Here is a 21,144-nt window from a genome sequence, read left to right on the forward strand (position 1 = left end):
GAGCAAAGGGGCTGAACGGTGGACAACACACTGCACATCCTCCTCACCGAAGAGGACGCGGAAGCCGAACGGGTCGCGGAGCTGACCGGCTACCTGCGCGAGGAACTGCTCGATCTCGACGTGGACGACGTCACGACGCTCCCCGGCGGGGAGGTCCCGCCCGGAGCGCGGGCCGTGGACGTCACTCAGATCGGTGCCCTGCTGGTGACCCTGGGCAGCTCTGCAGCCGCCCTGAGCCAGGTGATGACCGCGATCCGGTCCTGGATGGGCCGGCGTCATGACACCCACCCGTCCATGCGGCTGCAGCTGGGCGACGACGTCCTGGAGGTGTCCGAGGCGACCGACGATCAGGTCGCGGAGGCGTTCAGGATCTTCGTCGAGCGCCATTCCCCGGCCGGAGCAGAGCCATGACGGATTCCAGACACGCGCTGATCATCGCCAACGACCGGTACGAGGACCAAGGGCTCAAGAAGCTCAAGGCGCCCGCCCAGGACGCCGCGGCCCTCGAGAGGGTGCTGCACGACCCGCAGATCGGCGACTTCGAGGTGGAGGTCGTGCACAACGCGTCGGCCGACCTCATGCGCAGGCGCATCCAGGGCTTCTTCAACGAGCGCGGCCGCGCCGACACGCTCCTGCTGCACTTCTCCTGTCACGGCATCAAGAGCGAGGCCGGCGAGCTGTACCTGGCCGCGAGCGACACCGAGCCCCCGCTGCTGGCCGCCACGGCTGTCCCCTCCCAGTTCGTCCGCAGTTGCATGTACGGCACCCGGGCGGGCCGCACCGTCCTGTTCCTCGACTGCTGCTACGGCGGCGCCTTCTCCCGGGGCTCGACCTCCGTCCGCGCTTCCGGAGAGATCAACGTCCTCGAGTCGTTCGCGAAGGGCGAGCCGGCCACTGGGCGGGGGTGGGCCGTGATCACCGCGTCCGACTCCATGGAGTACGCCTTCGAGGGCGGCAAACTCGCGGAGAACTCCGGTCCGCGGCCTTCGCTGTTCACGCACGCGGTCGTCGAGGGCCTGGAGACCGGCGAGGCCGACCTCGACGCGGACGGGAAAGTCTCCCTCGACGACCTGTACGAGTACGTCTACAGGCACGTACAGGAGCAGAACCCCCATCAGACGCCGAAGAAGGCGGCGGAGCTGCGCGGGGAGCTGCATCTGGCACACAGTCGGCGTGGCCGCATCAAGATCGTCGCCGTTCCCTCGCCGCCCTCCCTGCGGGCGGCCATGAACAGCGAGGAATTCCTTACACGGCAAGGCGCCGTGACGGAGTTGCGCAAACGACTGCAGCGCAGGGAGCTGCCCATGGCGGAAGGGGCGCGTCAGCACTTGGAGGAGGTCGCGCGGAACGACATCCAGCCGATCGCCGAACTGGCGTCCGACGCCTTGAGCACGATCCACCTCGCACCGTCCCCGGACCACCTGGACTTCGGCCAGGCACCAAAGGGCTCGCCCCCTCGGAAACAGTCCGTGACCCTGAACGGCCCACCGCTGGCCCGTCACTGCTTGGCCCAGCCCAAACAGTCGTGGCTGCGGGTCGATCCGACCCAGAAGGGCCTGGACGTCCACGTCGACACGACGGCCGAGGGGCGTCTGTCCGGCGACATCGTGCTGAAGGGTGTGGCGGACGAGTCGGTGATCCACGTCGAGGCGGTGATAGGCCCGGCACGCGAAACGGGTCCCGACACGGCTCCCGGCTCCAAGTCCTCGGACGGCCCCGCAGAGCCGACACATGGACCGGACGGCAAGCCGGACAGGGTGACCGCCGAGCACCGGCGCACCCCGCTCCGTCGCGGGACGCAGTCCAAGACCTCTGGAGACCGGACGCGAACGGCTGCACACCAGACGCGAACGGACCGGTCAGCCCCGTCCCGGCGCGCTCCCACCCTTGCCGGTGCCGCCCTCGCGCTCGCCCTCGCGGCGGTCGCCACGCTCGTACTGTCCATCCAGGCGGCGGTGGTCGCCATCACGGAGCGGGGCGACGAAGGGGTCTACGGCAACGTCGAGGACAACATCCGCGAGCACGGAGCGCTCACACCGCTCACCGTGTCTCTGATCACCGGTGCGGTGGCGCTGGTCGTCGGCGCGATCGCCCGGCACGATCTGGGAGCACGGCGGGAGCACTACACGAGCAAGGCGGCGAGCGGTACGCACACACTGACCGCGGTCGCGAAGGGCCTGGCGATCCCGGTACTGATCCTGGCCGTCCTCGTGGGCATCACCTACCTGGTGGGCAGCGCCCATTGGTGACCGTGCTCTCGTCACCGGCTTCCGGCGCCGCTCGTGGCGATCACCTGCAGCCTCTCCAGCCGTTCCCGGGACTCCTCGTCCGCCGGTACGTACGTCACGATCCGCGGCCCCGCCCCCGGCGTCAGCCACAGGTCCGTGTGATCGACGGCGATGCGGCCGACGTGGCGGTTGAGGAACTCCTTGCGTTTGGTGCGGTGGGACACCACCTCGTGGCGGTCCCAGGCCGTGCGGAACTCGGGGGACTCCGTGCGCAGGCGCTTGAGCAGCATCTTCCAGGCGGGCTCGGTGAGATGGCCGGCCATCGCGGCGCGGAAGCGGGCCGCCATCAGGCGCTGGGTCTCCTCCAGGTGCACGATCGACGACTGCCACTCGGCGTGCGTGTAGGACAGGACCATGCAGTTGCGGTTCTCGGGCGGCACCGTGTCCAGGTCGCACAGCAGCAGCCCGTACGTGCGGTTGTAGGCGAGGATGTCGTACCGGCTGTTCTGCAGGCACGCCGGGAACGGCTCGACCTGCTCCAGCACCGCCCGCATCGCCGGCGTGACCGACGGGCACGTCGTCGCGGGCGTCGGGTCGGCGACCCCGGCAAGCTGGAAGAGGTGGGCGCGCTCCCCGGGGTCGAGCAGCAGCGCGCGGGCGAGCGCGTCGAGGACCTGGACGGAGACCTGGATGTCACGGGCCTGCTCCAGCCACGTGTACCAGGTGACCCCCACGGCCGAGAGCTGGGCGACCTCCTCACGGCGCAGACCCGGCGTACGGCGCCGGCGGCCCCGGGGCAGGCCCACCTGCTCGGGGGCGATCCGCTCCCGGCGGCTGCGCAGGAACGCCGCCAGCTCGTGCCGCCGGACATCCCCGTCGCGCGGCGCCCCGGGCGCGCGTACCGCCGTCTCCTCGGCCATGGTCGTCATACCCTCCAGCCTGCCGCCGCCCGGACCCGGTTTCCAGGTGGTGTGGCTACCAGGATAAGAACACTCTGGTACCAGCCTGAGTGAGGCAGCAGGCTCATGACCGTGACCACGGAATCCCTCACCTCACGCGCCGTCCGCCCGCCCGCCGCCCCGACCCCCGTGCTCGGCGGGCTCGGACTGTTCACGGTGCTGCTGGCCGCGGCCCTGCCCCTCGTCGACTTCTTCATCGTCAACGTCGCCCTGCCCACCATCGGCACCGACCTCGCCGCGAGCGAGGCGGTCCTCGAACTCGTCGTCGCCGGGTACGGGGTGTCGTACGCCGTCCTGCTGGTCCTCGGGGGCCGGCTCGGTGACCTGTTCGGCCGGCGGCGGCTGTTCCTCGGCGGTATGGCGGCCTTCGGGCTGACCTCGCTGGCGTGCGGACTTGCGCCGGACGCCTGGTCGCTGGTCGCGGCCCGGGTCGCGCAGGGCGCGTCGGCCGCCGCGATGCTGCCGCAGGTACTGGCCACCATCCAGGCCACCACGACCGGCCCCCGGCGTGCCAAGGCCATGGGCCTGTACGGCGCGACCGCCGGGCTGTCCATGGTCGCCGGACAGATCCTGGGCGGGGTCCTCGTCGCGGCCGACATCGCCGGTACCGGCTGGCGCTCGGTGTTCCTCGTCAATGTGCCGGTCGTCCTCGCCGGCCTGGTGCTGGCCGTCCGGGTGGTCCCCGAGACCCGCTCGCCGCGACCGGAGCCGGTCGACGTCCCCGGCACGTTCCTCCTCGCGGCCTCGCTGCTCACCCTGCTCGTCCCGCTCACCGAGGGGCGGGCGGCGGGCTGGCCGTTGTGGACGTGGCTGTCGCTGGCCGCGTTCCCGTTCGTGGCGGCGGCGTTCTACGCGGTGGAACGCAGGGCCGACCGCGAGGGCCGTACGCCGCTGGTCCCGCCGAGCCTGTTCGCGCTCACGTCACTGCGCCGCGGACTGCTGCTGGTGCTGCCCTTCTCCATCGGCTTCAGCGGCTTCATGTTCGTGATCGCGGTGGCCCTGCAGGAGGGCGCCGGGCTCGATCCGGTCGCCGCGGGCCTGGCGCTCCTGCCTCTGGCGGTGGTGTTCTTCGTCTTCTCCCTGCTGGGCCCCCGGCTGGTCGCCCGCTACGGGACGCGCGTGGTGACGGCCGGTGCCGTACTCCAGGGCGTGGGCCTGGCGTTGATGGCACTGGCCGCCTGGCGCTTCTGGCCGCACCTCGGCTTCGTCGAACTGCTCCCGGGCGCGGCGATCGCCGGCGCGGGCCAGGCACTGCAACTGCCCGTCATCTACCGGGTCATCCTCTCCGAGGTGCCGCCCGCCCGCGCCGGTGTCGGCAGCGGCGTGATGATCACCACTCAGCAGTCGGCACTGGCCCTCGGTGTGGCCACCCTGGGCACGCTGTTCCTGTCCCTGGTCCCGGGGATGGGCATGCGGAACGCCCTGGTCACGACGCTGCTGGTGCAGCTCGCCGGGGTGGTGCTGACAGGTCTGCTGAGCCTCAGGCTCCCGCGCACGGTCGTCTGAGACATCTCACGGCCTGATAACTCGCATCCGGGGAAACCCTGTTGATGTTGGTCTTGCTGCACACTCCTTGCTGCGAGCGGACCGGACGGGCCGGATTCCTGGACGCGGGGAGGCATCATGACGCAGATCGACTCGAGCAAGGTCAGCCGCTGGGACCAGCACGGCCGCGAACACGTGGTGCGGGTACAGCGCACGGGCATGCAGCGCACCATCAGATGCGACACCTGCGGCTGGCGCAGAAGCGCCCAGTTCCTGCCCTGGCTGAAGGCGGAGGAACATCTGGCGGAGGCCCATCAGGCGACGGTGGACCCGACGGCGGCATAAGACGCTTCTGCATCAGAAGCCCCCTAGGCCGTGTCCGCAAAGTCCCGCCTGCCCCGCGACGCCTGGCACGCACTCTCGCCGCACCGGGCGAACCCCCAAGTACAACCAGTACGAGAGGCTCCGCCCGGCACGCCGAGAGCACGCACCAGACGCCGCGAGGCCCGCCCTCCGGGCGGACGACGGGACTTTGCGGACACGACCTAGGCGTGCAGCCCCCGCACCACCAGCTCCACCACCGCCTCGAACTCCCCCTCCACGCCGGGCTGCTCCCACTCCCGCGCATAGCAGGGGTCGTGGAAGCGGCCGGTCGCCTGGAAGACCGCGCGGGCCGAGGCCTCCGGGTCGGTGGCGGTGAAGCTGCCGTTCTCCACGCCGGACCGGATGATGCGGGCCAGTTGGGCGGTGAGGTCGGTGATGTGCTCGCCGACCGCTGTACCGGCCTCGTCGGTGAGGACCATGTACGTGGCGAAGAGCTCCGGATCATCGCCCGCCTTGCGGCGCTTCGCGGCGAACAGCGCGGCGAGCCAGTCCCGCAGCCGGGCCTCCGGGGCGCTGCCGCCGGCGACGATGCCGGACAGCTCCCCGGACGTGCGGTCCAGCCAGCGCTTGGTGACCGCCTCGCGCAGCGCCGCCTTGGTCCGGAAGTGGCGGTAGACACTGCCGTGGCTGACCCCGAGCGCCCGGGCGACGTCCACGACGGTGGCCTTGGCCGGGCCGTGGCGCCGCAGCACCTCCTCGGTGGCCTCGAGGATGCGCTCGGCGGTCAGAGTCTCGCTGGTCGGTGCCATGCCCAGACCGTACCCGGAGCCCGGCTCAGCTCTCGAGGTGCGCCATCTGGGCCGCCGGGTAGCGTTCACCCGCGGCGGCACCGGCTGGTACGGCCTCCTCGATCGCGGTCAGGTCGGCCGCGTCCAGCGTCACGTCCAGCGCGCCCAGCGCCTCCGTGAGCCGGTCGCGGCGGCGGGCGCCGACCAGCGGCACGATGTCCTCACCGCGGGAGAGCACCCAGGCGATGGCCGTCTGCGCGACGCTGGCGCCCTTCTGCTCGGCGATCTTCCGCAGCGCCTCGACGAGGTCCAGGTTGTGCCGGAGGTTCTCGCCCTGGAAGCGCGGCGACAGCGATCGGAAGTCGCCCGCGCCGAGCTGCCGGTCCGCGGTGAAGTGGCCCGATATCAGGCCCCGGGAGAGCACTCCGTACGCCGTGATGCCGATGCCCAACTCACGCGTGGTCGGCAGGATCTCGTCCTCGATGCCGCGCGATATGAGGGAGTACTCGATCTGGAGGTCGGAGATCGGCGCGGTGGCGGCGGCCCGGCGGATGGTCTCCGCGCCGACCTCGCTCAGGCCGATGTGCCGCACATGTCCCTTCTCGACGAGTTCCGCGATCGCGCCGACCGTCTCCTCGATCGGCACGTCCGGGTCGAGGCGGGCGATGCGGTAGACGTCGATGTGGTCGACGCCGAGCCGCTGGAGGGAGTACGCGGCGAAGTTCTTCACGGCGGCGGGCCGGCCGTCGTAGCCGGACCAGCCGCCGTCCGGGTCGCGCAGGGCGCCGAACTTCACACTGACCAGCGCCTGTTCACGCCGGGCCGCGGGGGCCGCGCGCAGGGCCTCGCCGATCAGCAGTTCGTTGTGGCCCATGGCGTAGAAGTCGCCGGTGTCCAGCAGGGTGACGCCCGCTTCGAGCGCCGCGTGGAGGGTCGCGATGGATTCGGCCCGGTCCGCCTCGCCGTACAGCGCGGACATGCCCATGCAGCCGAGACCGAGGGCGGAGACCTGGGGGCCGGTGGTTCCGAGGGGTCGGGTTCGCATCGTCATGCCAGCCACCATGCCATGACGACTGACAGATTTCAATATCTGTCAGTCGATATTTGTCACCCCCGCCGGTTACCCGCTACCGGCTACCGCGCCGTGAACGCCAGCTTCGCCCCCAGCGCCACGAACGACCCCGCGAACCCCCGCCGCAGCCAGGCCATCACCCGCGGCCGCCCGATGACGTGACTGCGTACCGACGCGGCCAGCACCCCGTACACCGCGAACACCACGAACGTCGCCAGCATGAACACCCCGCCCAGCCCCAGCATCCGCACCACCGCGCGAGGCTCCCCCGGGCTCACGAACTGCGGCAGGAACGCGAAGAAGAAGATCGTCAGCTTCGGATTGAGGATGTTGATCAGCACACCCCGCACGATCACCCGCCGCGCCGACACCGCCGCCGGCGCGGACGCCCGCTCCTCTTCCACCACGAGCGCCTCCTTGTCCCGCACGGTCGCCCACGCCATGTAGAGGAGATAGGCGACCCCGGCGTACTTCAGCACCTCGAAGGCCGTCGCGCTGGCGTGCAGCAGGGCGGCGACGCCGGTGACCGTGGCCAGCAGATGCGGCACGATGCCGAGCGTGCAGCCGACGGCCGCGACGACACTCGCGCGGCGGCCACGGGAGAGCGCGGCGGCGAGGGTGTAGACGACGCCGGTGCCGGGCGTGGCGACGACGACAAGGGTGGTCAGCAGAAACGCGATGGTCATGCCGCTCACCCTGGCGCGGCGCCACCCCGGGAAACAGGTCCAATCGACCCCGGCGCTGGAGGACCACTCCCGCTCGCTCCACCCCCGAAAACGCGACAGTGCCGGGCCCCTCCGAAGAGGAACCCGGCACCGACGTGCACGCGAAAAGCGGTCAGCAGCCGACCAGGCGGGCCGCCAGGTACCCCTCGATCTGGTCGAGGGACACCCGCTCCTGCTTCATCGAGTCACGCTCGCGGACGGTGACCGCGTTGTCCTCGAGCGTGTCGAAGTCGACGGTCACGCAGAACGGCGTGCCGATCTCGTCCTGGCGACGGTAGCGGCGGCCGATGGCGCCGGCGTCGTCGAACTCGATGTTCCAGTTCTGGCGCAGCGCCTGCGCGAGGCCCTTGGCCTTCGGGGAGAGCTCCGGGTTCCGGGACAGCGGGAGCACCGCGACCTTCACCGGCGCGAGACGGTGGTCCAGGCGCAGCACGGTGCGCTTCTCCATCTTGCCCTTGGCGTTGGGCGCCTCGTCCTCGAGGTAGGCGTCGAGCAGGAAGGCGAGCATCGCCCGGCCGACACCGGCCGCGGGCTCGATGACGTACGGCGTCCAGCGCTCGCCGACTTCCTGGTCGAAGTAGGTGAGGTCCTGGCCGGAGGCCTTGGAGTGGGCACCGAGGTCGTAGTCGGTGCGGTTGGCGACGCCCTCGAGCTCGCCCCACTCACTGCCGCCGAACTGGAAGCGGTACTCGATGTCGGCGGTGCGCTTGGAGTAGTGGGAGAGCTTCTCCTTCGGGTGCTCGAACCACCGCATGTTCTCTTCGCGCAGGCCGAGACCGGTGTACCAGTTCCAGCGCTGCTCCATCCAGTACTCCTGCCACGTCTCGTCCTCGCCCGGCTTGACGAAGAACTCCATCTCCATCTGCTCGAACTCGCGAGTGCGGAAGATGAAGTTGCCGGGCGTGATCTCGTTGCGGAAGGACTTGCCCATCTGGGCGATGCCGAACGGCGGCTTGCGGCGCGAAGTGGTCTGCACCTGGGAGAAGTTGGTGAAGATTCCCTGCGCGGTCTCGGGCCGCAGATAGGCGACGGAGCCGGAGTCCTGCGTCGGGCCGAGGTGGGTCGACAGCAGGCCGGAGAACTGCTTGGGCTCGGTGAAGGTGCCCTTGTTTCCGCAGTTGGGGCAGTTGAGGTCCGCGAGCCCGTTCTCCGGGGCGCGGCCCTTCTTCTCCTCGTAGGCCTCCTCCAGGTGGTCCGCGCGGAACCGCTTGTGGCAGGAGGTGCACTCGGTGAGGGGGTCCGTGAACGTGGCGACGTGGCCGGAGGCGACCCAGACCTCGGGGGCCAGGATGACGGACGAGTCGATACCGACCACGTCCTCGCGCGACGTCACCATGTAGCGCCACCACTGGCGCTTGAGGTTCTCCTTGAGCTCGACACCCAGCGGGCCGTAGTCCCAGGCGGCGCGCTGACCGCCGTAGATCTCACTACAGGGGAATACGAAGCCACGGCGCTTGCTCAGGCTGACGATGGTGTCGATCTTGTCGGCGGCCACGGTGCTCTCTTCATTACGACGACGGGCGACGAAGCGAGTTGCTTCCAGCGAATGATTCAGGTTACCGGCGGGGACGCCCCTCCAATCAAATCGCTCCCCCCTCAGCGACCGCCAGAGGGCCGCGAGCCCTGTTCCCGGCCCAGTTCAGGACGTTTGTTGACAACGGTTTCCATATTTGTTGAAAATGAGTGTCATGAACGTACGACGACGCCTCATACCCGCCGCCGCGGCCGCCTCTCTCGGCCTCGGCGCTCTGACCGCCTGCTCCAGCGACAGCGCGGCGACGGGCAACACGGAGAAGTTCGACGTCGTCGCGTCGTTCTACCCCATGGCGTTCCTCGCCGAGCAGATAGGCGGCGACCACGCGAACGTCACCAGTCTGACCGAGCCCGGCCAGGAACCGCACGACCTGGAGATCAGCACCCAGCAGCGCGCCCAGCTCGAGGAGGCCGACGCGGCGCTCTTCCTCAAGGGGCTCCAGCCCGCCGTCGACGAGGCCGTCTCGCAGACCGGCATAGAGACGAAGATCGACGCGGCCTCGCTGACCCACCTCGAGGACCACGGCGGCGCCGGGCACAGCCACGAGGGCGAGGAAGGCCACTCCGAAGAGGAGGAGCACGGCCGCGACCCCCACGTCTGGCTGGACCCGGTGAAGTACGCCGAGATCGCCCAGGGCGTCGGCAAGGCCTTCGAGAAGGCCGACCCGGACCACGCGGCCGACTACAAGAAGAACACCGAGGCCCTGGTCAAGAAGCTGGGCGGCCTGAACAGCGACTTCGAGAACGGCCTGAAGGACAGCAGGTCCAAGGTCTTCTTCACCAACCACGCCGCCTTCGGCTACCTCGCCGAGCGCTACGGCCTCACCCAGGAGGCCATCTCCGGCGTCGACCCCGAGAGCGAGCCCAGCGCCGCCCGGGTCAAGGAGCTCCAGCAGGAGGCCAAGGCCGACGGCGTCACCACCGTCTTCTACGAGACCCTGGTCTCCGACAGGACCGCGAAGACCCTGGCCCGGGACGCGAACCTGAAGACGGACGTCCTCGACCCGCTCGAGGGCATCACCGACAAGTCCCGGGGCGACGACTACTTCCAGGTCATGGAAGCCAACCTCAAGGCCCTGCGGACGGCCCTGGGAGCCAAGTGACTCACTCATCGGAGGACGGCATGACCGAGCCCGTCGTATCCCTGCGCGGCGTCCGCGCGGACCTGGGCTCGCGCCCCGTCCTGCGCGGCATCGACCTCACCGTGCACCGCGGTGAGGTCGTCGCGCTGCTCGGCGCGAACGGCTCCGGCAAGTCCACGGCCGTGCGCAGCATCATCGGCCAGGTGCAGACCGGCGCCGGCGAGATCGAGCTGTTCGGCACGGACCGGGCACGGTTCCGCGACTGGCGGCGCGTGGGCTACGTCCCGCAGCGCACCACGGCCGCGGGCGGCGTGCCCGCCACGGTGACCGAGGTGGTCTCCTCCGGCCGCCTGTCCCGGGCCCGCTTCGGCGTGCTGCGCAAGGCCGACCACAAGGCCGTACGGGAGGCTCTGGACCTCGTCGGCATGGCGGACCGGGCCAAGGACTCGGTCGACGCCCTCTCCGGCGGCCAGCACCAGCGCGTCCTGATCGCCCGTGCCCTCGCCTCCGAGCCCGAGCTGCTGATCATGGACGAGCCGATGGCGGGCGTCGACCTGGCCAGCCAGGAGGTGCTCGCGCACACGCTGCGCGAGCAGGTCGCCCAGGGCACCACCGTGCTGCTCGTGCTGCACGAACTGGGCCCGCTGGAGCCCCTCATCGACCGGGCGGTAGTCCTGCGCGACGGCTGCGTCGTGCACGACGGCCCGCCCCCGAAGGCGGTCGGGCAGCACGCCCTCCCCGGCCACGACCACGTACACCCGCACGCGCCGGCCGGCGCCGAACCGATCCGTACGGGACTGCTGAGCTGATGGACTTCCTCGACTACGCCTTCATGCAGCGGGCGCTGCTCGCCGCCGTCCTGGTCGGCATCACCGCCCCCGCGGTGGGGATCTACCTGGTCCAGCGCCGCCAGGCCCTGATGGGCGACGGCATCGGCCACGTGGCGATGACCGGCGTCGGCCTCGGCTTCCTGCTGACCTGGTCCCCGGTGTGGATGGCGACCCTCGTCTCCGTCCTCGGCGCGGTCCTCATGGAGCTGATCCGCTGGTACGGCAAGACCCGCGGCGACATCGCCCTCGCGATGCTCTTCTACGGCGGCATGGCCGGCGGTGTGATGTTCATCAACCTCGCGCCGACGGGCTCCAACGCCAACCTGACGTCGTACCTGTTCGGCTCCCTGTCGACGGTGTCCGAGTCGGACGTCACGGCGATCTGCGTGCTGGCCGCCTTCGTCGTCCTGGTCACGCTCGGCCTGCGCCGGCAGCTCTTCGCGGTCAGCCAGGACGAGGAGTTCGCCCGGGTGACGGGCCTGCCGGTGCGCGCCCTGAACCTGCTGACGGCGATCACCGCGGCCGTCACGGTGACGGTGGCGATGCGCGTGGTCGGCCTGCTGCTGGTCAGCGCGCTGATGGTGGTGCCCGTCGCGGCGGCGCAGCAGATCAGCCGCAGCTTCGCGGCCACGTTCGCGATCGCCGTCGCCATCGGCGTGAGCGTGACGATCGGCGGCACGGTCACCTCGTACTACCAGGATGTCCCGCCCGGTGCGACGATCGTATTGCTGACCATCGGCGCGTTCATCGTGCTGACGGCACTCGCGGCTCCGCTGGCCCGCCGCCGCGCCCGTGACCGGGCTTCCGCGCAAACCGCCCATGACCCGGGCGAGTGCACGATTCCGGGTACCCGGGAGGCGGCCGACGAAGTCGGCGTCTGACCGCCCCCACCCCGGGCTGGCACAATGGCCCGGGCAAGGCAGACGTGAGGAGGCAACGGTGACGACCGCTGGACCGTCCGTGAAGGGCCGCGCCACCCGGCAGCGGGCCGCCGTGTCGGCGGCCCTGGAAGAGGTCGACGAGTTCCGCAGTGCGCAGGACCTGCACGACATGCTCAAGCACAAGGGCGACTCGGTCGGGCTCACCACGGTCTACCGCACGCTGCAGTCCCTCGCCGACGCCGGTGAGGTCGATGTCCTGCGTACCGCCGACGGCGAGTCCGTCTACCGCCGTTGCTCCACGGACGATCATCACCACCACCTTGTGTGCCGCGGGTGCGGCAAGGCCGTCGAGGTCGAGGGCCCTGCCGTGGAGAAGTGGGCGGATTCCATCGCCGCGGAGCACGGGTATGTGAACGTGGCTCATACGGTGGAGATTTTCGGGACCTGTGCGGATTGTGCGGCTGCTGGCCGGTGAGTTGTCGGCTGCGGGTGCGTGGGGGCTTGTCGCGCAGTTCCCCGCGCCCCTGGGGTCAGTGACCTTCAGCTTCGTTTGAAGCAGCGCTCCAGTTCGTTGAAGTCGTAGAACTTGCTGCCCTTGGCAACTGGTCGGCAGCCGGTCTTGAAGGGCGTCTCCTTCTCGTTGTAGAGCATGCGCACGAGATAGGTGCTGCCCTTGCGGAAGACGTCCCACTGGATGTTCGAGGCCATCGGGGCGACCGAGGCGCCGCGCCAGGTGTTGTCGGCGTAGGTGTAGGGCTTCTCGGCCGTCACACCCTGCGTGCTGCCCGGCAGCTTCATCAGCGCGGCGAGGGGGATGATCTCCTCGGCGTGGGTGAAGCGGAGTTCCGCGCCCAGGTCGCTGGTGCCGGCGCGCTTGGCCTCGACCTGCTGGAAGAAGTCGTCGAGGAGGACGTCCGCCATCTTGTACGTGATGTCGCTGCCGGCGAAGCCGGGGCCCTTCTCGTAGAAGTCCTCGACGTCGCTGAGGTATCCGAACCAGGCGGCGTCGCCTCGCGAGATGTACCGCTCCATGCCCCAGCCCTTGCCGCCGGGGCTCTCCTCGCTCATGGCCGGGGCGATGGCGTACAGGTTGAAGACGGCCTGCGCGGCCTGCACCTCGGTGCCGATCGAGGCGAACTCGCCGTCGGTGATCCGCTGGACGAAGGCCGGGGTGAAGAGCTCGCTCAGGACGCTGCGGGCGGCCCGGTGGGTCTTCGGCCGGCCGGCGAGGCTCTTGAGCGTGTCCGCGAGGCGCTGGTCGTTGTCGATGTAGTCGCGGTAGGCGGCACCGCCGGCCGCCTTGTGGAAGTACAGCAGGTTCGCGTCGGCGCGGGCCGGGCCGATCAGCGGCTTCAGCGCCGGGTCGGTGTTCCCGAGGGTGGCCGCGAACAGGTTGCCGCTGTCGACGGCCCGCCCCTGTCCGGAGCTGACGACGTCGATCTTGTCGCCGTCCTTGGCGATCTGCCGGAACAGCCCCGGCAGCCGCTGCTCCATGCGTACGGCCGTGCCCTCGATCTCCTGCTTGCCGCGGCCGCTGAGGTTGCCGTAGCCGACCTTGGACATGGCGTCGAGCAGCGCCCGCACCTTGGGCCCGAACTCCCGCCCCGCGCGGGTGAGCTGCCCCTCGTCCTGCGCCTTGTCCCACAGGGCGAGGATCAGGTCGCCGTCCTCGCTGTCGGTGGCGGCCCGGGAGCCGTGCCGGGAGACGTTCTCGGTGAAGACGGGCACGAAGCCTGCCGGGGGCCGCTGGTAGGTGCGGGCGTTCTGCTGGGGGACGTAGGAGGCCTTGGTGCCGAAGCTGTCGCGGACGGCGGCTCGGGGCAGCCGGTGGTCCGTCGCCTGGGCGGCCGACGGGGCCACCACGAGGGTCGCGAGGCCGAGGGCCAGCGCGGGGGTGAGACGTCTCATTGCGGTGCCGTTTTCGTTCAGGACCGCATCAAAGCGACTGATGCGGCAGACCGGGTGATCCGCCGCATCGTCGAGTCGGTACATGAACGTCGCATGGCTCGGTGGCGGCCGGGACGTGGCCGCCTGTCCTGCCCTTGCCAAAGGTTCCTCAGGCGGACGGCACCAGGCCGCGGGCGGTGAGCCTGCGGCGGACGAGCAGCGAGAGGGCGGCGGAGGCGAGGATGACGACGCCGCCGATGCGCAGGAGGAGGTCGTAGGCGCGCTCCGGGCCGGTCTCCGGGGTGAGGGAGGTGATCGCCGCGGCCACGGCGGCCAGGCCGATGGCGCCCAGGGTGACAAGGGCCGTGAGGACGACACCCGAGGCCTCTCCGGCGCGGGCGGGCGGGACGACCTGCTGGGTGGCCACGCTGGCGAAGGTCCAGCCCAGGCCGAGGCCGAGCGCGGACCAGGTGAAGACGGGCAGGTAGACCCACCAGGACCAGGCCCAGCTCAGCCCGAGCATGCCGGTGCCGGCGATGGTCCCGGCCAGGGCCATGACGCTGGTGGGGCGCATCCGGGTGGAGAGCCAGGCGCCGATGGGCCCGGCGCAGGCCACCATCACGGCCGGGGCGAGGAAGACCGTGCCGGACAGGATCGCGGACAGGCCCCGCACCTGCTGCAACTGCAGGGTGGCGAGGAACACGGTGACGGCGTATCCCATGTTGGCCACCGACCCCATCACGGTGACGAGGTCGAAGCGGATGTTGCGGAAGAGCCGGAAGTCGACCAGTGGATGACGGCAGGTGCGCTCCCGCAGGACGAAGAGCGCACCGGCCGCCACCGCTACGCCGAGCAGGGCGAGTGTGCGCGCGTGGTCCCAGCCCCAGGCGCTGCCCCGCTCCACGGCGAGGGTCAGGGCGGCCAGGCTGATCACGACGGCCAGACATCCGGGCAGGTCGATCTGGCGGGGAGCGCTCTCGTCCCGGGAGTCGGGGACGTACCGCAGGGCGATCAGCAGGGAGAGGGCGCTGAGCGGAGCCAGCAGCCAGAAGATCCACCGCCAGCCGGGGCCGTCGGTGAAGCCGCCGCCCACGAACGGTCCGAGGGCGGTGCCGACGTTGGCGATCCCGAACACCGCGCCGAGCGCACGGGCCCGGGTCTCCTCGGGAAAGGCGTTGCTGATGACGGAGACCGACACGGGAAAGATCAGTGCCGCGCCGGCACCTTGGACCACACGGGACACGACGAGGACGCCCAGAGTGGGCGCGAGAGCACAGCCCACGGAGGCGGCGGCGAACAGGCCGATCCCGATCAGCAGGATCGGACGGCGGCCGAGCAGATCGCCCAGCCGCCCGCCGACGATGAAGAGACAGCCGATGGCGAGCATGTAGGCGGACAGCGTCCACTGGGCCGCCGAGACCGTCGTGTCCAACTCGGCGGAGATGCCGGGGATGGCCAGGTTGAGCGCGAAGAAGTCGAGCTGGATGCAGAACAGGGCGAGCGAGGCCGCGACGAAGGCCCCGGCCCGCTTACTCGTCTTCTGAGGCGCGCTGACGGCCGTCGAACCCATGCCCCCAGCACACCGCCGGCACGGCCCGGCTGCCACCGGGGGGCTGCCGGGCCCAGGGAGAGGCCGGGAGCCAGGTGGGCGGGGACCCGGTGGGCGGGGGGGCCGGTGGGGGCCTACTCCTGCCGGCCCTCCATGGCCAGCAGCTCCTCGTTCGGGATGGCCCCGCCGAACCGCCGGTCGCGCGAGGCGAACTCCAGGCACGCCCGCCACAGGTCGCGCCGGTCGAAGTCCGGCCACAGCACGTCCTGGAAGACCATCTCGGCGTACGCGCTCTGCCAGATCAGGTAGTTGGAGGTGCGCTGCTCACCGCTCGGGCGCAGGAACAGGTCCACGTCCGGCATGTCCGGGTAGTACATGTACTTCGAGAAGGTCTTCTCGTTGACCTTCGACGGGTCGAGCTTCCCGCTCTTCACGTCCTCGGCCATCGCCTGCGCGGCATCGGCGATCTCGGCCCGCCCGCCGTAGTTCATGCAGAAGTACAGGGTCAGCCGGTTGTTGTCCTTGGTCTGCTCCTGGGCGATCTGCAGCTCCTTGGCCACGGAACGCCACAGCTTCGGCATCCGGCCCACCCAGCGCACGCGGATGCCCAGCTCGTCGAGCTGGTCGCGGGTCTTGCGGATGAAGTCCCGGTTGAAGTTCATCAGGAAGCGGACCTCGTCCGGCGACCGCTTCCAGTTCTCGGTGGAGAAGGCGTACAGGGAGATCGCGCCGACGCCCATCTCGATGGCGCCCTGGAGCACGTCCAGCACCCGCTCGGCGCCGACCTTGTGACCCTCGGTGCGCGGCAGCCCCCGGTCCTTGGCCCATCGTCCGTTGCCGTCCATGACGATCGCCACATGCTTCGGTACGAGCTCTCCGAGCTTCGGCGGCCGTGCGCCGGACGGGTGCGGCTCCGGCGTCCTGTACTCCCGGCGCTGCCGCCCCAGGATCCCGCGTACGGCCATGTGTCTCTCGCTCCTCGTGCTTGCTTGCAATACGTCTGTACGGGCGGGCCTACTTCTCCACGTACCGCAGGGAACGCAGCCCGCGCTCCATGTGCCAGTGCAGATACGCGGACACCAGCCCGCTGCCCTCGCGGACGTACCGCGCCTCGCACGCGTCCGCAGTGTCCCAGTCTCCCGTAAGCAGCGCGGCGAGGAGTTCGAGGGCCTGGGGCGAGGGTACGACGCTGCCGGGTACCCGGCAGTCCACGCAGACGGAACCGCCCGAGGCGACCGAGAAGAACCGGTTGGGACCGGGCATCCCGCACTTCGCGCAGTCCGTGAAGCTCGGGGCGTACCCGTTGACGGCGAGGGAGCGCAGCAGGAAGGCGTCGAGCACGAGATGCGGGGCGTGCTCTCCCCGGGCGAGGGTCCGCAGCCCGCCGACGAGCAGCAGATACTGCTGCACGGCCGGCTCCCCCTCGTGATCGGTGAACCGCTCGGCGGTCTCCAGCATGACGGTCCCGGAGGTGTACCGCGCGTAGTCGCTGACGATCCCGCCGCCGTACGGCGCGATGGTCTCACTCTGCGTGCACAGCGGCAGCCCGCGCCCGACGAGCTCGCTCCCCTTCGAGAAGAACTGCACGTCGACGTGCGAGAAGGGTTCGAGGCGCGCACCGAACTTCGACTTCGTCCGGCGCACGCCCCGGGCCACGGCCCGTACGCGTCCGTGACCGCGTGTGAGCAGCGTGATGATCCGGTCCGCCTCACCCAGCTTCTGGGTGCGCAGCACGATGCCGTCGTCGCGGAACAGACTCATGGCGTCATTCTCGCAGGATCAACGGGTCACCGGGGTTGCCCGGGTCACCCGGGTCACCCGGGTCAAGGGACCTCTCCCCTGCTGCGGGCGTTGGCGTACGCCGTCGCCGCGCTCAGCCGCTCGGCCGGGGTGGCGTGCCGGACGGCGCCGGGGTCCACGTCCCATTCCTTCCCGCCTCCGTACGGCCGCAACTGCACATAGGGCCCCTCATGCCCCATGACGATGCCGATGCGTCCGCTGCGGGTGTCCACGACATACGCGCCGACCGGGGGCTTCATCGCAGCACCGCCGCGAGCCGCCGGGCGGTCTCCACGGAACACCGGCCCAATTCCACGAGCGGACAGGGTGCTTCCCGCGCAAGACTCACCGGGTCCAGGCCCAGTGATGGCAGGGTAATTCCCGCCTTGGCGAGTTCTGCCCGCAATTCTTTCACCGCGTCCTCCGCTTCTCCGACGCAGTGCGCCGAGTGTCGTGCCTCCACCGTGCTCCCCTTCCTTTTGCAGTTTCACTCTTCGCATCCCTACGGTGACGCTCCGCGCCTACACTCGGGAGGGGTCTGTGCCCTACAACTGCGGGGCAGCACAAAGGGGTTCGGCAATGGCCAACGGTTCTCGGCAGGCGGCATGGGAGTTCTTCGGCACGGAGCTCAAGCGACGGAGGGAGGACGCGGGGATCACCCAGGTGGAGCTGGGGTTGCGGGTCTTTGTCTCCGGCGGATACATCGGCCAGTTCGAACAGGCCATTCGCAAGCCGCAGTTGGATGTGGCGCAGCGGATCGACGGGGTGCTGCAAACCGACGGTATTTTCGAGCGGCTGTGCAGGAAACTGATTGACGATAAGCGGTATGCGGATTATTTCGCGCGGGTTGTGGAGCTGGAGCGGCAGGCGACGCAGATCTGCGAGTTCGCACCGACACTTGTGCCGGGGCTTCTGCAGACGGCCGGGTACGCCAGGGCGGTCACGGTGGCGGCGAACCCGTTCGTCACAGACGACTACATCGAGGAGAAGGTCACGGCCCGTCTGGAAAGGGCACAGATCCTCGCGGACGCTACAAGGCCCGAGTATTGGGTGATCCTGCACGAGAACGTACTGCGTATGCCGGCCGGCGGTCGCGAGACAATGGCTGCCCAACTGGACCACATCGCCCGCCTGATGCGGGAGCGTCAAGTGATGGTGACGGTGCTGCCGTACTCGGCAGGAGCTCACCCCTCCATGGGCGGGATGCTGACGCTCATGGAGTTCGACGACGCTCCGCCCGTCGCCTATACAGAGACGGCGTTTTCGGGGACGTTGGTCGATGACCCGAGCGTGGTGAAGAACGCACAGCGCGCTTACGATCTGCTCAGGGTCGCCGCACTGTCTCCAGAGGCGTCCCTGGCCCTGATCGAATCCGCGGCTGAGGACTACAGACGATGCACGAGGACGACCTGAGCAACGCCTGCTGGCGAAAGAGCAGCTACAGCAACGGCGAGGGCGGAAGCTGCGTCGAGGTCGCCGACGGAGTCCCCGGCACCGTCCCCGTCCGCGACAGCAAGCTGGCCGACAGCCCTGTGGTCCTGGTCGGGGCCGCCGCGTGGGTGGAGTTCGCACACTGGCGCAAGAGCAACTACAGCAACGGCGAGGGCGGAAGCTGCGTCGAGGTCGCCGACGGAGTCCCCGGCACCGTCCCCGTCCGCGACAGCAAGCTGGCCGACAGCCCTGTGGTCCTGGTCGGGGCCGCCGCCTGGGGCCTGTTCATACGTCACCACCGCCGCCACTGACATAATCCGGCCGTGCACTGGATCATGCGCCCCGCGGAGCCGGCGGACGTCGAGCCGATCGCGGAGCTGCGGGCGATCGTGATGCGCCCGGATCTGGAGCGGTTGGGCCGCTACGACGCGCACCGGGTCAGACAGCGGCTACGCGACGGCTTCGCCCCGCAGCACACCTCCGTCATCGAGGCCGACGGCGCCTTCGCGGGGAGCGTCACGCTGCGCCCGGCCGAGGACGGCACCTGGCTGGAGCACTTCTACCTCGATCCCGGCCTCCAGGGCCGGGGCCTGGGTTCGGCAGTCCTGCGCACCCTGTTGGCCCGAACCGACGCCGACGCCGAACCCGTACGCCTGAACGTCCTCCATGGCAGCCCGGCCCGCCGCCTCTACGAACGCCACGGATTCACCGTCGAGACCCAGGACCCGATCGACGTCTTCATGCTGAGGCCGCCGGGCACGGCAGAGCACGGAGTGGCTACGCCGGCGGCACCTGGCGGCTGACCGCTTCGCTGAGGCTGTCCTCGATCCGGGCCAGTACGCGGATCATGGCGTCCTGCTCCTCCGCGGGGAGGCCGGCCACGGTGTCGTCCTCGAGTTCGGCCCAGATCTTCTCGACCTCCTTGCGCAGGGCGAGGCTGGCGGCGGTGGGTTCGATGATGGTGGCCCGCTTGTCGTGCTCGCTGGGCCGCCGGCGGACGAACCCGGCGTTCTCGAGGCGCTTGACCGTGCGCGTCATCGTGGCGGCGTCCGAACCGAGCAGCCGTACGAGGTCGGTCTGGCGCTGCGGACCGAGGTCCCACAGCTGCATCATCACGAGCTCCTGGCCCGGGTGCAGCCCTACCCGGCGCAGCAGTTGCCCGGCGAGCAGCCGGTGCAGGCGGGCCACGCGGAAGATGGCGTGGCTCATGACCCCGGCCTGCACGGAGGGCGGCAACGCGGGGCGGGCGATGTCCACCTCGGAAGCCTTTGCGACGTCCTCCACGGCTCTGCCCTCCCGCTTTCGCTGCCTGAACAGGGGAGATTCTACCGGCCACCCCAAGGTCCACACCGCCCGAGCCACCAGCAGCAACCCCACCCTGAGTGACGTAGATCACTCTCCTGAGGGAATGGTCGACGCGATTTACCTGTTCGAGCAAGTAATCGCTTCGAACGGAACCCGAGGACAGGACCCGACCATGACCACCACAGCCTTCGCCCCCTACGACCTCGGCGGCATCCGGCTGGCCAACCGCATCGTGATGGCCCCGATGACCCGCAGCCGCGCCTACGGCCCCGGGCAGAGCCCCACCGACCTGATGGCCACGTACTACGCGCAGCGCGCGAGCGCCGGCCTGATCATCACCGAGGGCACCCAGCCGTCGGTCGTCGGCCAGGGCTACCCCGACACCCCCGGCATCCACTCCGGCGAGCAGATCGCGGCCTGGCGCAAGGTCACCGACGCCGTGCACGCCGAGGGCGGCAGGATCGTGCTGCAGCTCATGCACACCGGCCGGGTCGGCCACCCGAGCCTGATGGGCCTGACCCCGGTCGGCCCCTCCTCGGTCACGGCCAAGGGCCAGGTGTACACACACGAGGGGCCGCAGGACTTCGTCACGCCGCGCGAGCTCACCGATGCCGAGGTGGCGGAAACGATCGCGGACTTCGCCACCGCGGCGCGCAACGCCGTCGAGGCCGGCTTCGACGGTGTGGAACTGCACGGTGCGAACGGCTACTTGATCCACCAGTTCCTCGCCCCGAACTCCAACCAGCGCACCGACGCCTGGGGCGGCAGCCCCGAGCGCAGGATCCGATTCGCCGTGGAGACCGCGAAGGCCGTGGCCGAGGCCATCGGCGCCGAGAAGGTCGGCTTCCGGATCTCGCCCGGAAACCCCTACAACGACATCGACGAGAGCGACCGGGCGGACGTGGACGCCACCTACACCGCCCTCGTGGACACCCTCGCCCCGCTCGGCCTGGCCTACCTGCACCAGATGGAGGCTCCCGGGATCCGCGACCTGGTCGGGCGGCTGCGCAAGGCATGGCCGGGCGCGTTCGTCCTGAACCCCTTCACCGGTACGGAGCCCACCGGCCCCGAGGCCCTGGAACTGCTCGAGGACGGCACGGCCGACCTGATCGCCTACGGGGCGCTCTTCCTCGCCAACCCCGACCTGCCCACCCGCCTCACGGCCGGCGGCCCCTTCAACACCCCCGACCGCGCCACCTCCTTCGGCGGCGACCACCGCGGCTACACCGACTACCCCACCCTCGCCTGACACGACACGACCCGGCGCAGGCGCCCCACCCCCGGGG

Annotated in this window: 24 protein-coding genes; 12 read left to right on the forward strand and 12 right to left on the reverse strand. The window is 70.1% G+C overall.

The annotated features are described in order from the left end of the window. Positions 1 to 18 precede the first annotated feature (18 nt). Complete coding sequence (locus ACFTZL_RS07445; protein ID WP_382579376.1) at positions 19 to 411, forward strand: hypothetical protein; 393 nt, start codon at positions 19 to 21, stop codon at positions 409 to 411. Continuing rightward, on the forward strand, positions 408 to 2,249 hold the full coding sequence (locus ACFTZL_RS07450; RefSeq protein ID WP_382579377.1) for a caspase domain-containing protein: 1,842 nt from the start codon (positions 408 to 410) through the stop codon (positions 2,247 to 2,249). The genes ACFTZL_RS07445 and ACFTZL_RS07450 overlap by 4 nt, the downstream gene beginning before the upstream one ends. Before the next feature lie 11 nt (positions 2,250 to 2,260). Here ACFTZL_RS07450 and ACFTZL_RS07455 read toward each other — a convergent pair whose 3' ends face one another. Then, the gene (locus ACFTZL_RS07455; RefSeq protein WP_382579379.1) at positions 2,261 to 3,157 is read right to left on the reverse strand and encodes a helix-turn-helix domain-containing protein; all 897 of its coding nucleotides are present in this window, start codon (positions 3,155 to 3,157) and stop codon (positions 2,261 to 2,263) included. Between the two features lie 96 nt (positions 3,158 to 3,253). Between ACFTZL_RS07455 and ACFTZL_RS07460 the strand changes: the two genes are divergently transcribed. Both ACFTZL_RS07460 and ACFTZL_RS07465 read left to right on the forward strand, forming a co-directional pair. Next, positions 3,254 to 4,693 carry an MFS transporter gene (locus tag ACFTZL_RS07460; RefSeq protein WP_382579381.1) on the forward strand — a complete coding sequence of 480 codons (1,440 nt, stop codon included), beginning with the start codon at positions 3,254 to 3,256 and terminating at the stop codon, positions 4,691 to 4,693. 117 nt (positions 4,694 to 4,810) lie between these two features. Then, complete coding sequence (locus ACFTZL_RS07465) at positions 4,811 to 5,017, forward strand: hypothetical protein (RefSeq protein ID WP_382579383.1); 207 nt, start codon at positions 4,811 to 4,813, stop codon at positions 5,015 to 5,017. Between the two features lie 200 nt (positions 5,018 to 5,217). On the opposite strand, the gene ACFTZL_RS07470 is transcribed toward ACFTZL_RS07465, so the two are convergent. From ACFTZL_RS07470 to ACFTZL_RS07485, 4 genes are all read right to left on the reverse strand, one after another. Next, complete coding sequence (locus ACFTZL_RS07470) at positions 5,218 to 5,805, reverse strand: TetR family transcriptional regulator (RefSeq protein ID WP_382579384.1); 588 nt, start codon at positions 5,803 to 5,805, stop codon at positions 5,218 to 5,220. Positions 5,806 to 5,830: 25 nt separating this feature from the next. Continuing rightward, positions 5,831 to 6,829, reverse strand: a complete 999-nt coding sequence (locus tag ACFTZL_RS07475) for an aldo/keto reductase (protein WP_382579405.1) — start codon at positions 6,827 to 6,829, stop codon at positions 5,831 to 5,833. Positions 6,830 to 6,918: 89 nt separating this feature from the next. Then, on the reverse strand, positions 6,919 to 7,542 hold the full coding sequence (locus tag ACFTZL_RS07480) for a LysE family translocator (RefSeq protein ID WP_382579385.1): 624 nt from the start codon (positions 7,540 to 7,542) through the stop codon (positions 6,919 to 6,921). A 151-nt stretch (positions 7,543 to 7,693) separates the two neighbouring features. Continuing rightward, positions 7,694 to 9,076, reverse strand: coding sequence for a glycine--tRNA ligase (locus ACFTZL_RS07485; RefSeq protein WP_382579386.1), 1,383 nt, complete (start codon positions 9,074 to 9,076; stop codon positions 7,694 to 7,696). Positions 9,077 to 9,269: 193 nt separating this feature from the next. Here ACFTZL_RS07485 and ACFTZL_RS07490 point away from each other — a divergent pair, with 193 nt between their 5' ends. The 4 genes from ACFTZL_RS07490 to ACFTZL_RS07505 are packed head-to-tail and all read left to right on the forward strand — an operon-like array spanning position 9,270 to position 12,382. Then, entirely contained in the window at positions 9,270 to 10,217 is a 948-nt protein-coding gene (locus ACFTZL_RS07490) for a metal ABC transporter substrate-binding protein (RefSeq protein WP_382579387.1), read from the forward strand. A 20-nt stretch (positions 10,218 to 10,237) separates the two neighbouring features. Continuing rightward, positions 10,238 to 11,005: a metal ABC transporter ATP-binding protein gene (locus ACFTZL_RS07495; protein WP_382579389.1), complete on the forward strand. Its 768-nt coding sequence runs from the start codon at positions 10,238 to 10,240 to the stop codon at positions 11,003 to 11,005. Beyond that, a complete protein-coding gene (locus ACFTZL_RS07500; RefSeq protein WP_382579390.1) occupies positions 11,005 to 11,907 on the forward strand; it encodes a metal ABC transporter permease in 903 nt (300 codons plus the stop codon). Before ACFTZL_RS07495 ends, ACFTZL_RS07500 begins: the two co-directional genes overlap by 1 nt. A 58-nt stretch (positions 11,908 to 11,965) precedes the next feature. Beyond that, entirely contained in the window at positions 11,966 to 12,382 is a 417-nt protein-coding gene (locus tag ACFTZL_RS07505; protein WP_382579391.1) for a Fur family transcriptional regulator, read from the forward strand. A gap of 65 nt (positions 12,383 to 12,447) precedes the next feature. Here the strand turns inward: ACFTZL_RS07505 and ACFTZL_RS07510 are convergent, their stop codons facing one another. The 6 genes from ACFTZL_RS07510 to ACFTZL_RS07535 form a co-directional block, all read right to left on the reverse strand. Further along, the gene (locus ACFTZL_RS07510; RefSeq protein ID WP_382579392.1) at positions 12,448 to 13,815 is read right to left on the reverse strand and encodes a histidine-type phosphatase; all 1,368 of its coding nucleotides are present in this window, start codon (positions 13,813 to 13,815) and stop codon (positions 12,448 to 12,450) included. 148 nt (positions 13,816 to 13,963) lie between these two features. After that, the gene (locus ACFTZL_RS07515) at positions 13,964 to 15,364 is read right to left on the reverse strand and encodes an MFS transporter (protein WP_382579393.1); all 1,401 of its coding nucleotides are present in this window, start codon (positions 15,362 to 15,364) and stop codon (positions 13,964 to 13,966) included. 113 nt (positions 15,365 to 15,477) lie between these two features. After that, positions 15,478 to 16,308, reverse strand: a complete 831-nt coding sequence (locus ACFTZL_RS07520) for an isoprenyl transferase (RefSeq protein ID WP_382579395.1) — start codon at positions 16,306 to 16,308, stop codon at positions 15,478 to 15,480. 49 nt (positions 16,309 to 16,357) lie between these two features. Beyond that, on the reverse strand, positions 16,358 to 17,104 hold the full coding sequence (gene recO / locus ACFTZL_RS07525; RefSeq protein WP_382579397.1) for a DNA repair protein RecO: 747 nt from the start codon (positions 17,102 to 17,104) through the stop codon (positions 16,358 to 16,360). A 62-nt stretch (positions 17,105 to 17,166) separates the two neighbouring features. Beyond that, positions 17,167 to 17,382: a hypothetical protein gene (locus ACFTZL_RS07530; protein ID WP_189723394.1), complete on the reverse strand. Its 216-nt coding sequence runs from the start codon at positions 17,380 to 17,382 to the stop codon at positions 17,167 to 17,169. Then, a complete protein-coding gene (locus ACFTZL_RS07535; RefSeq protein ID WP_251057941.1) occupies positions 17,379 to 17,585 on the reverse strand; it encodes a hypothetical protein in 207 nt (68 codons plus the stop codon). Before ACFTZL_RS07535 ends, ACFTZL_RS07530 begins: the two co-directional genes overlap by 4 nt. A gap of 116 nt (positions 17,586 to 17,701) precedes the next feature. Between ACFTZL_RS07535 and ACFTZL_RS07540 the strand changes: the two genes are divergently transcribed. The 3 genes from ACFTZL_RS07540 to ACFTZL_RS07550 are packed head-to-tail and all read left to right on the forward strand — an operon-like array spanning position 17,702 to position 19,356. Next, on the forward strand, positions 17,702 to 18,535 hold the full coding sequence (locus tag ACFTZL_RS07540; protein WP_382579399.1) for a Scr1 family TA system antitoxin-like transcriptional regulator: 834 nt from the start codon (positions 17,702 to 17,704) through the stop codon (positions 18,533 to 18,535). Continuing rightward, on the forward strand, positions 18,517 to 18,864 hold the full coding sequence (locus ACFTZL_RS07545; RefSeq protein WP_382579401.1) for a DUF397 domain-containing protein: 348 nt from the start codon (positions 18,517 to 18,519) through the stop codon (positions 18,862 to 18,864). The genes ACFTZL_RS07540 and ACFTZL_RS07545 overlap by 19 nt, the downstream gene beginning before the upstream one ends. Positions 18,865 to 18,888: 24 nt before the next feature. After that, a complete protein-coding gene (locus ACFTZL_RS07550; RefSeq protein ID WP_382579406.1) occupies positions 18,889 to 19,356 on the forward strand; it encodes a GNAT family N-acetyltransferase in 468 nt (155 codons plus the stop codon). Here the strand turns inward: ACFTZL_RS07550 and ACFTZL_RS07555 are convergent. Next, positions 19,331 to 19,762, reverse strand: coding sequence for a MarR family winged helix-turn-helix transcriptional regulator (locus ACFTZL_RS07555; RefSeq protein ID WP_382579408.1), 432 nt, complete (start codon positions 19,760 to 19,762; stop codon positions 19,331 to 19,333). The two genes, ACFTZL_RS07550 and ACFTZL_RS07555, sit on opposite strands and share 26 nt — an antisense overlap. A 268-nt stretch (positions 19,763 to 20,030) precedes the next feature. Here ACFTZL_RS07555 and ACFTZL_RS07560 point away from each other — a divergent pair, with 268 nt between their 5' ends. Continuing rightward, positions 20,031 to 21,107: an alkene reductase gene (locus tag ACFTZL_RS07560; protein ID WP_382579403.1), complete on the forward strand. Its 1,077-nt coding sequence runs from the start codon at positions 20,031 to 20,033 to the stop codon at positions 21,105 to 21,107. Positions 21,108 to 21,144: the final 37 nt, after the last annotated feature.

Origin of the sequence: Streptomyces sp. NPDC056948 (assembly GCF_042674225.1) — a bacterium.
GTDB classification, from domain to species: Bacteria; Actinomycetota; Actinomycetes; order Streptomycetales; family Streptomycetaceae; genus Streptomyces; species Streptomyces purpurascens.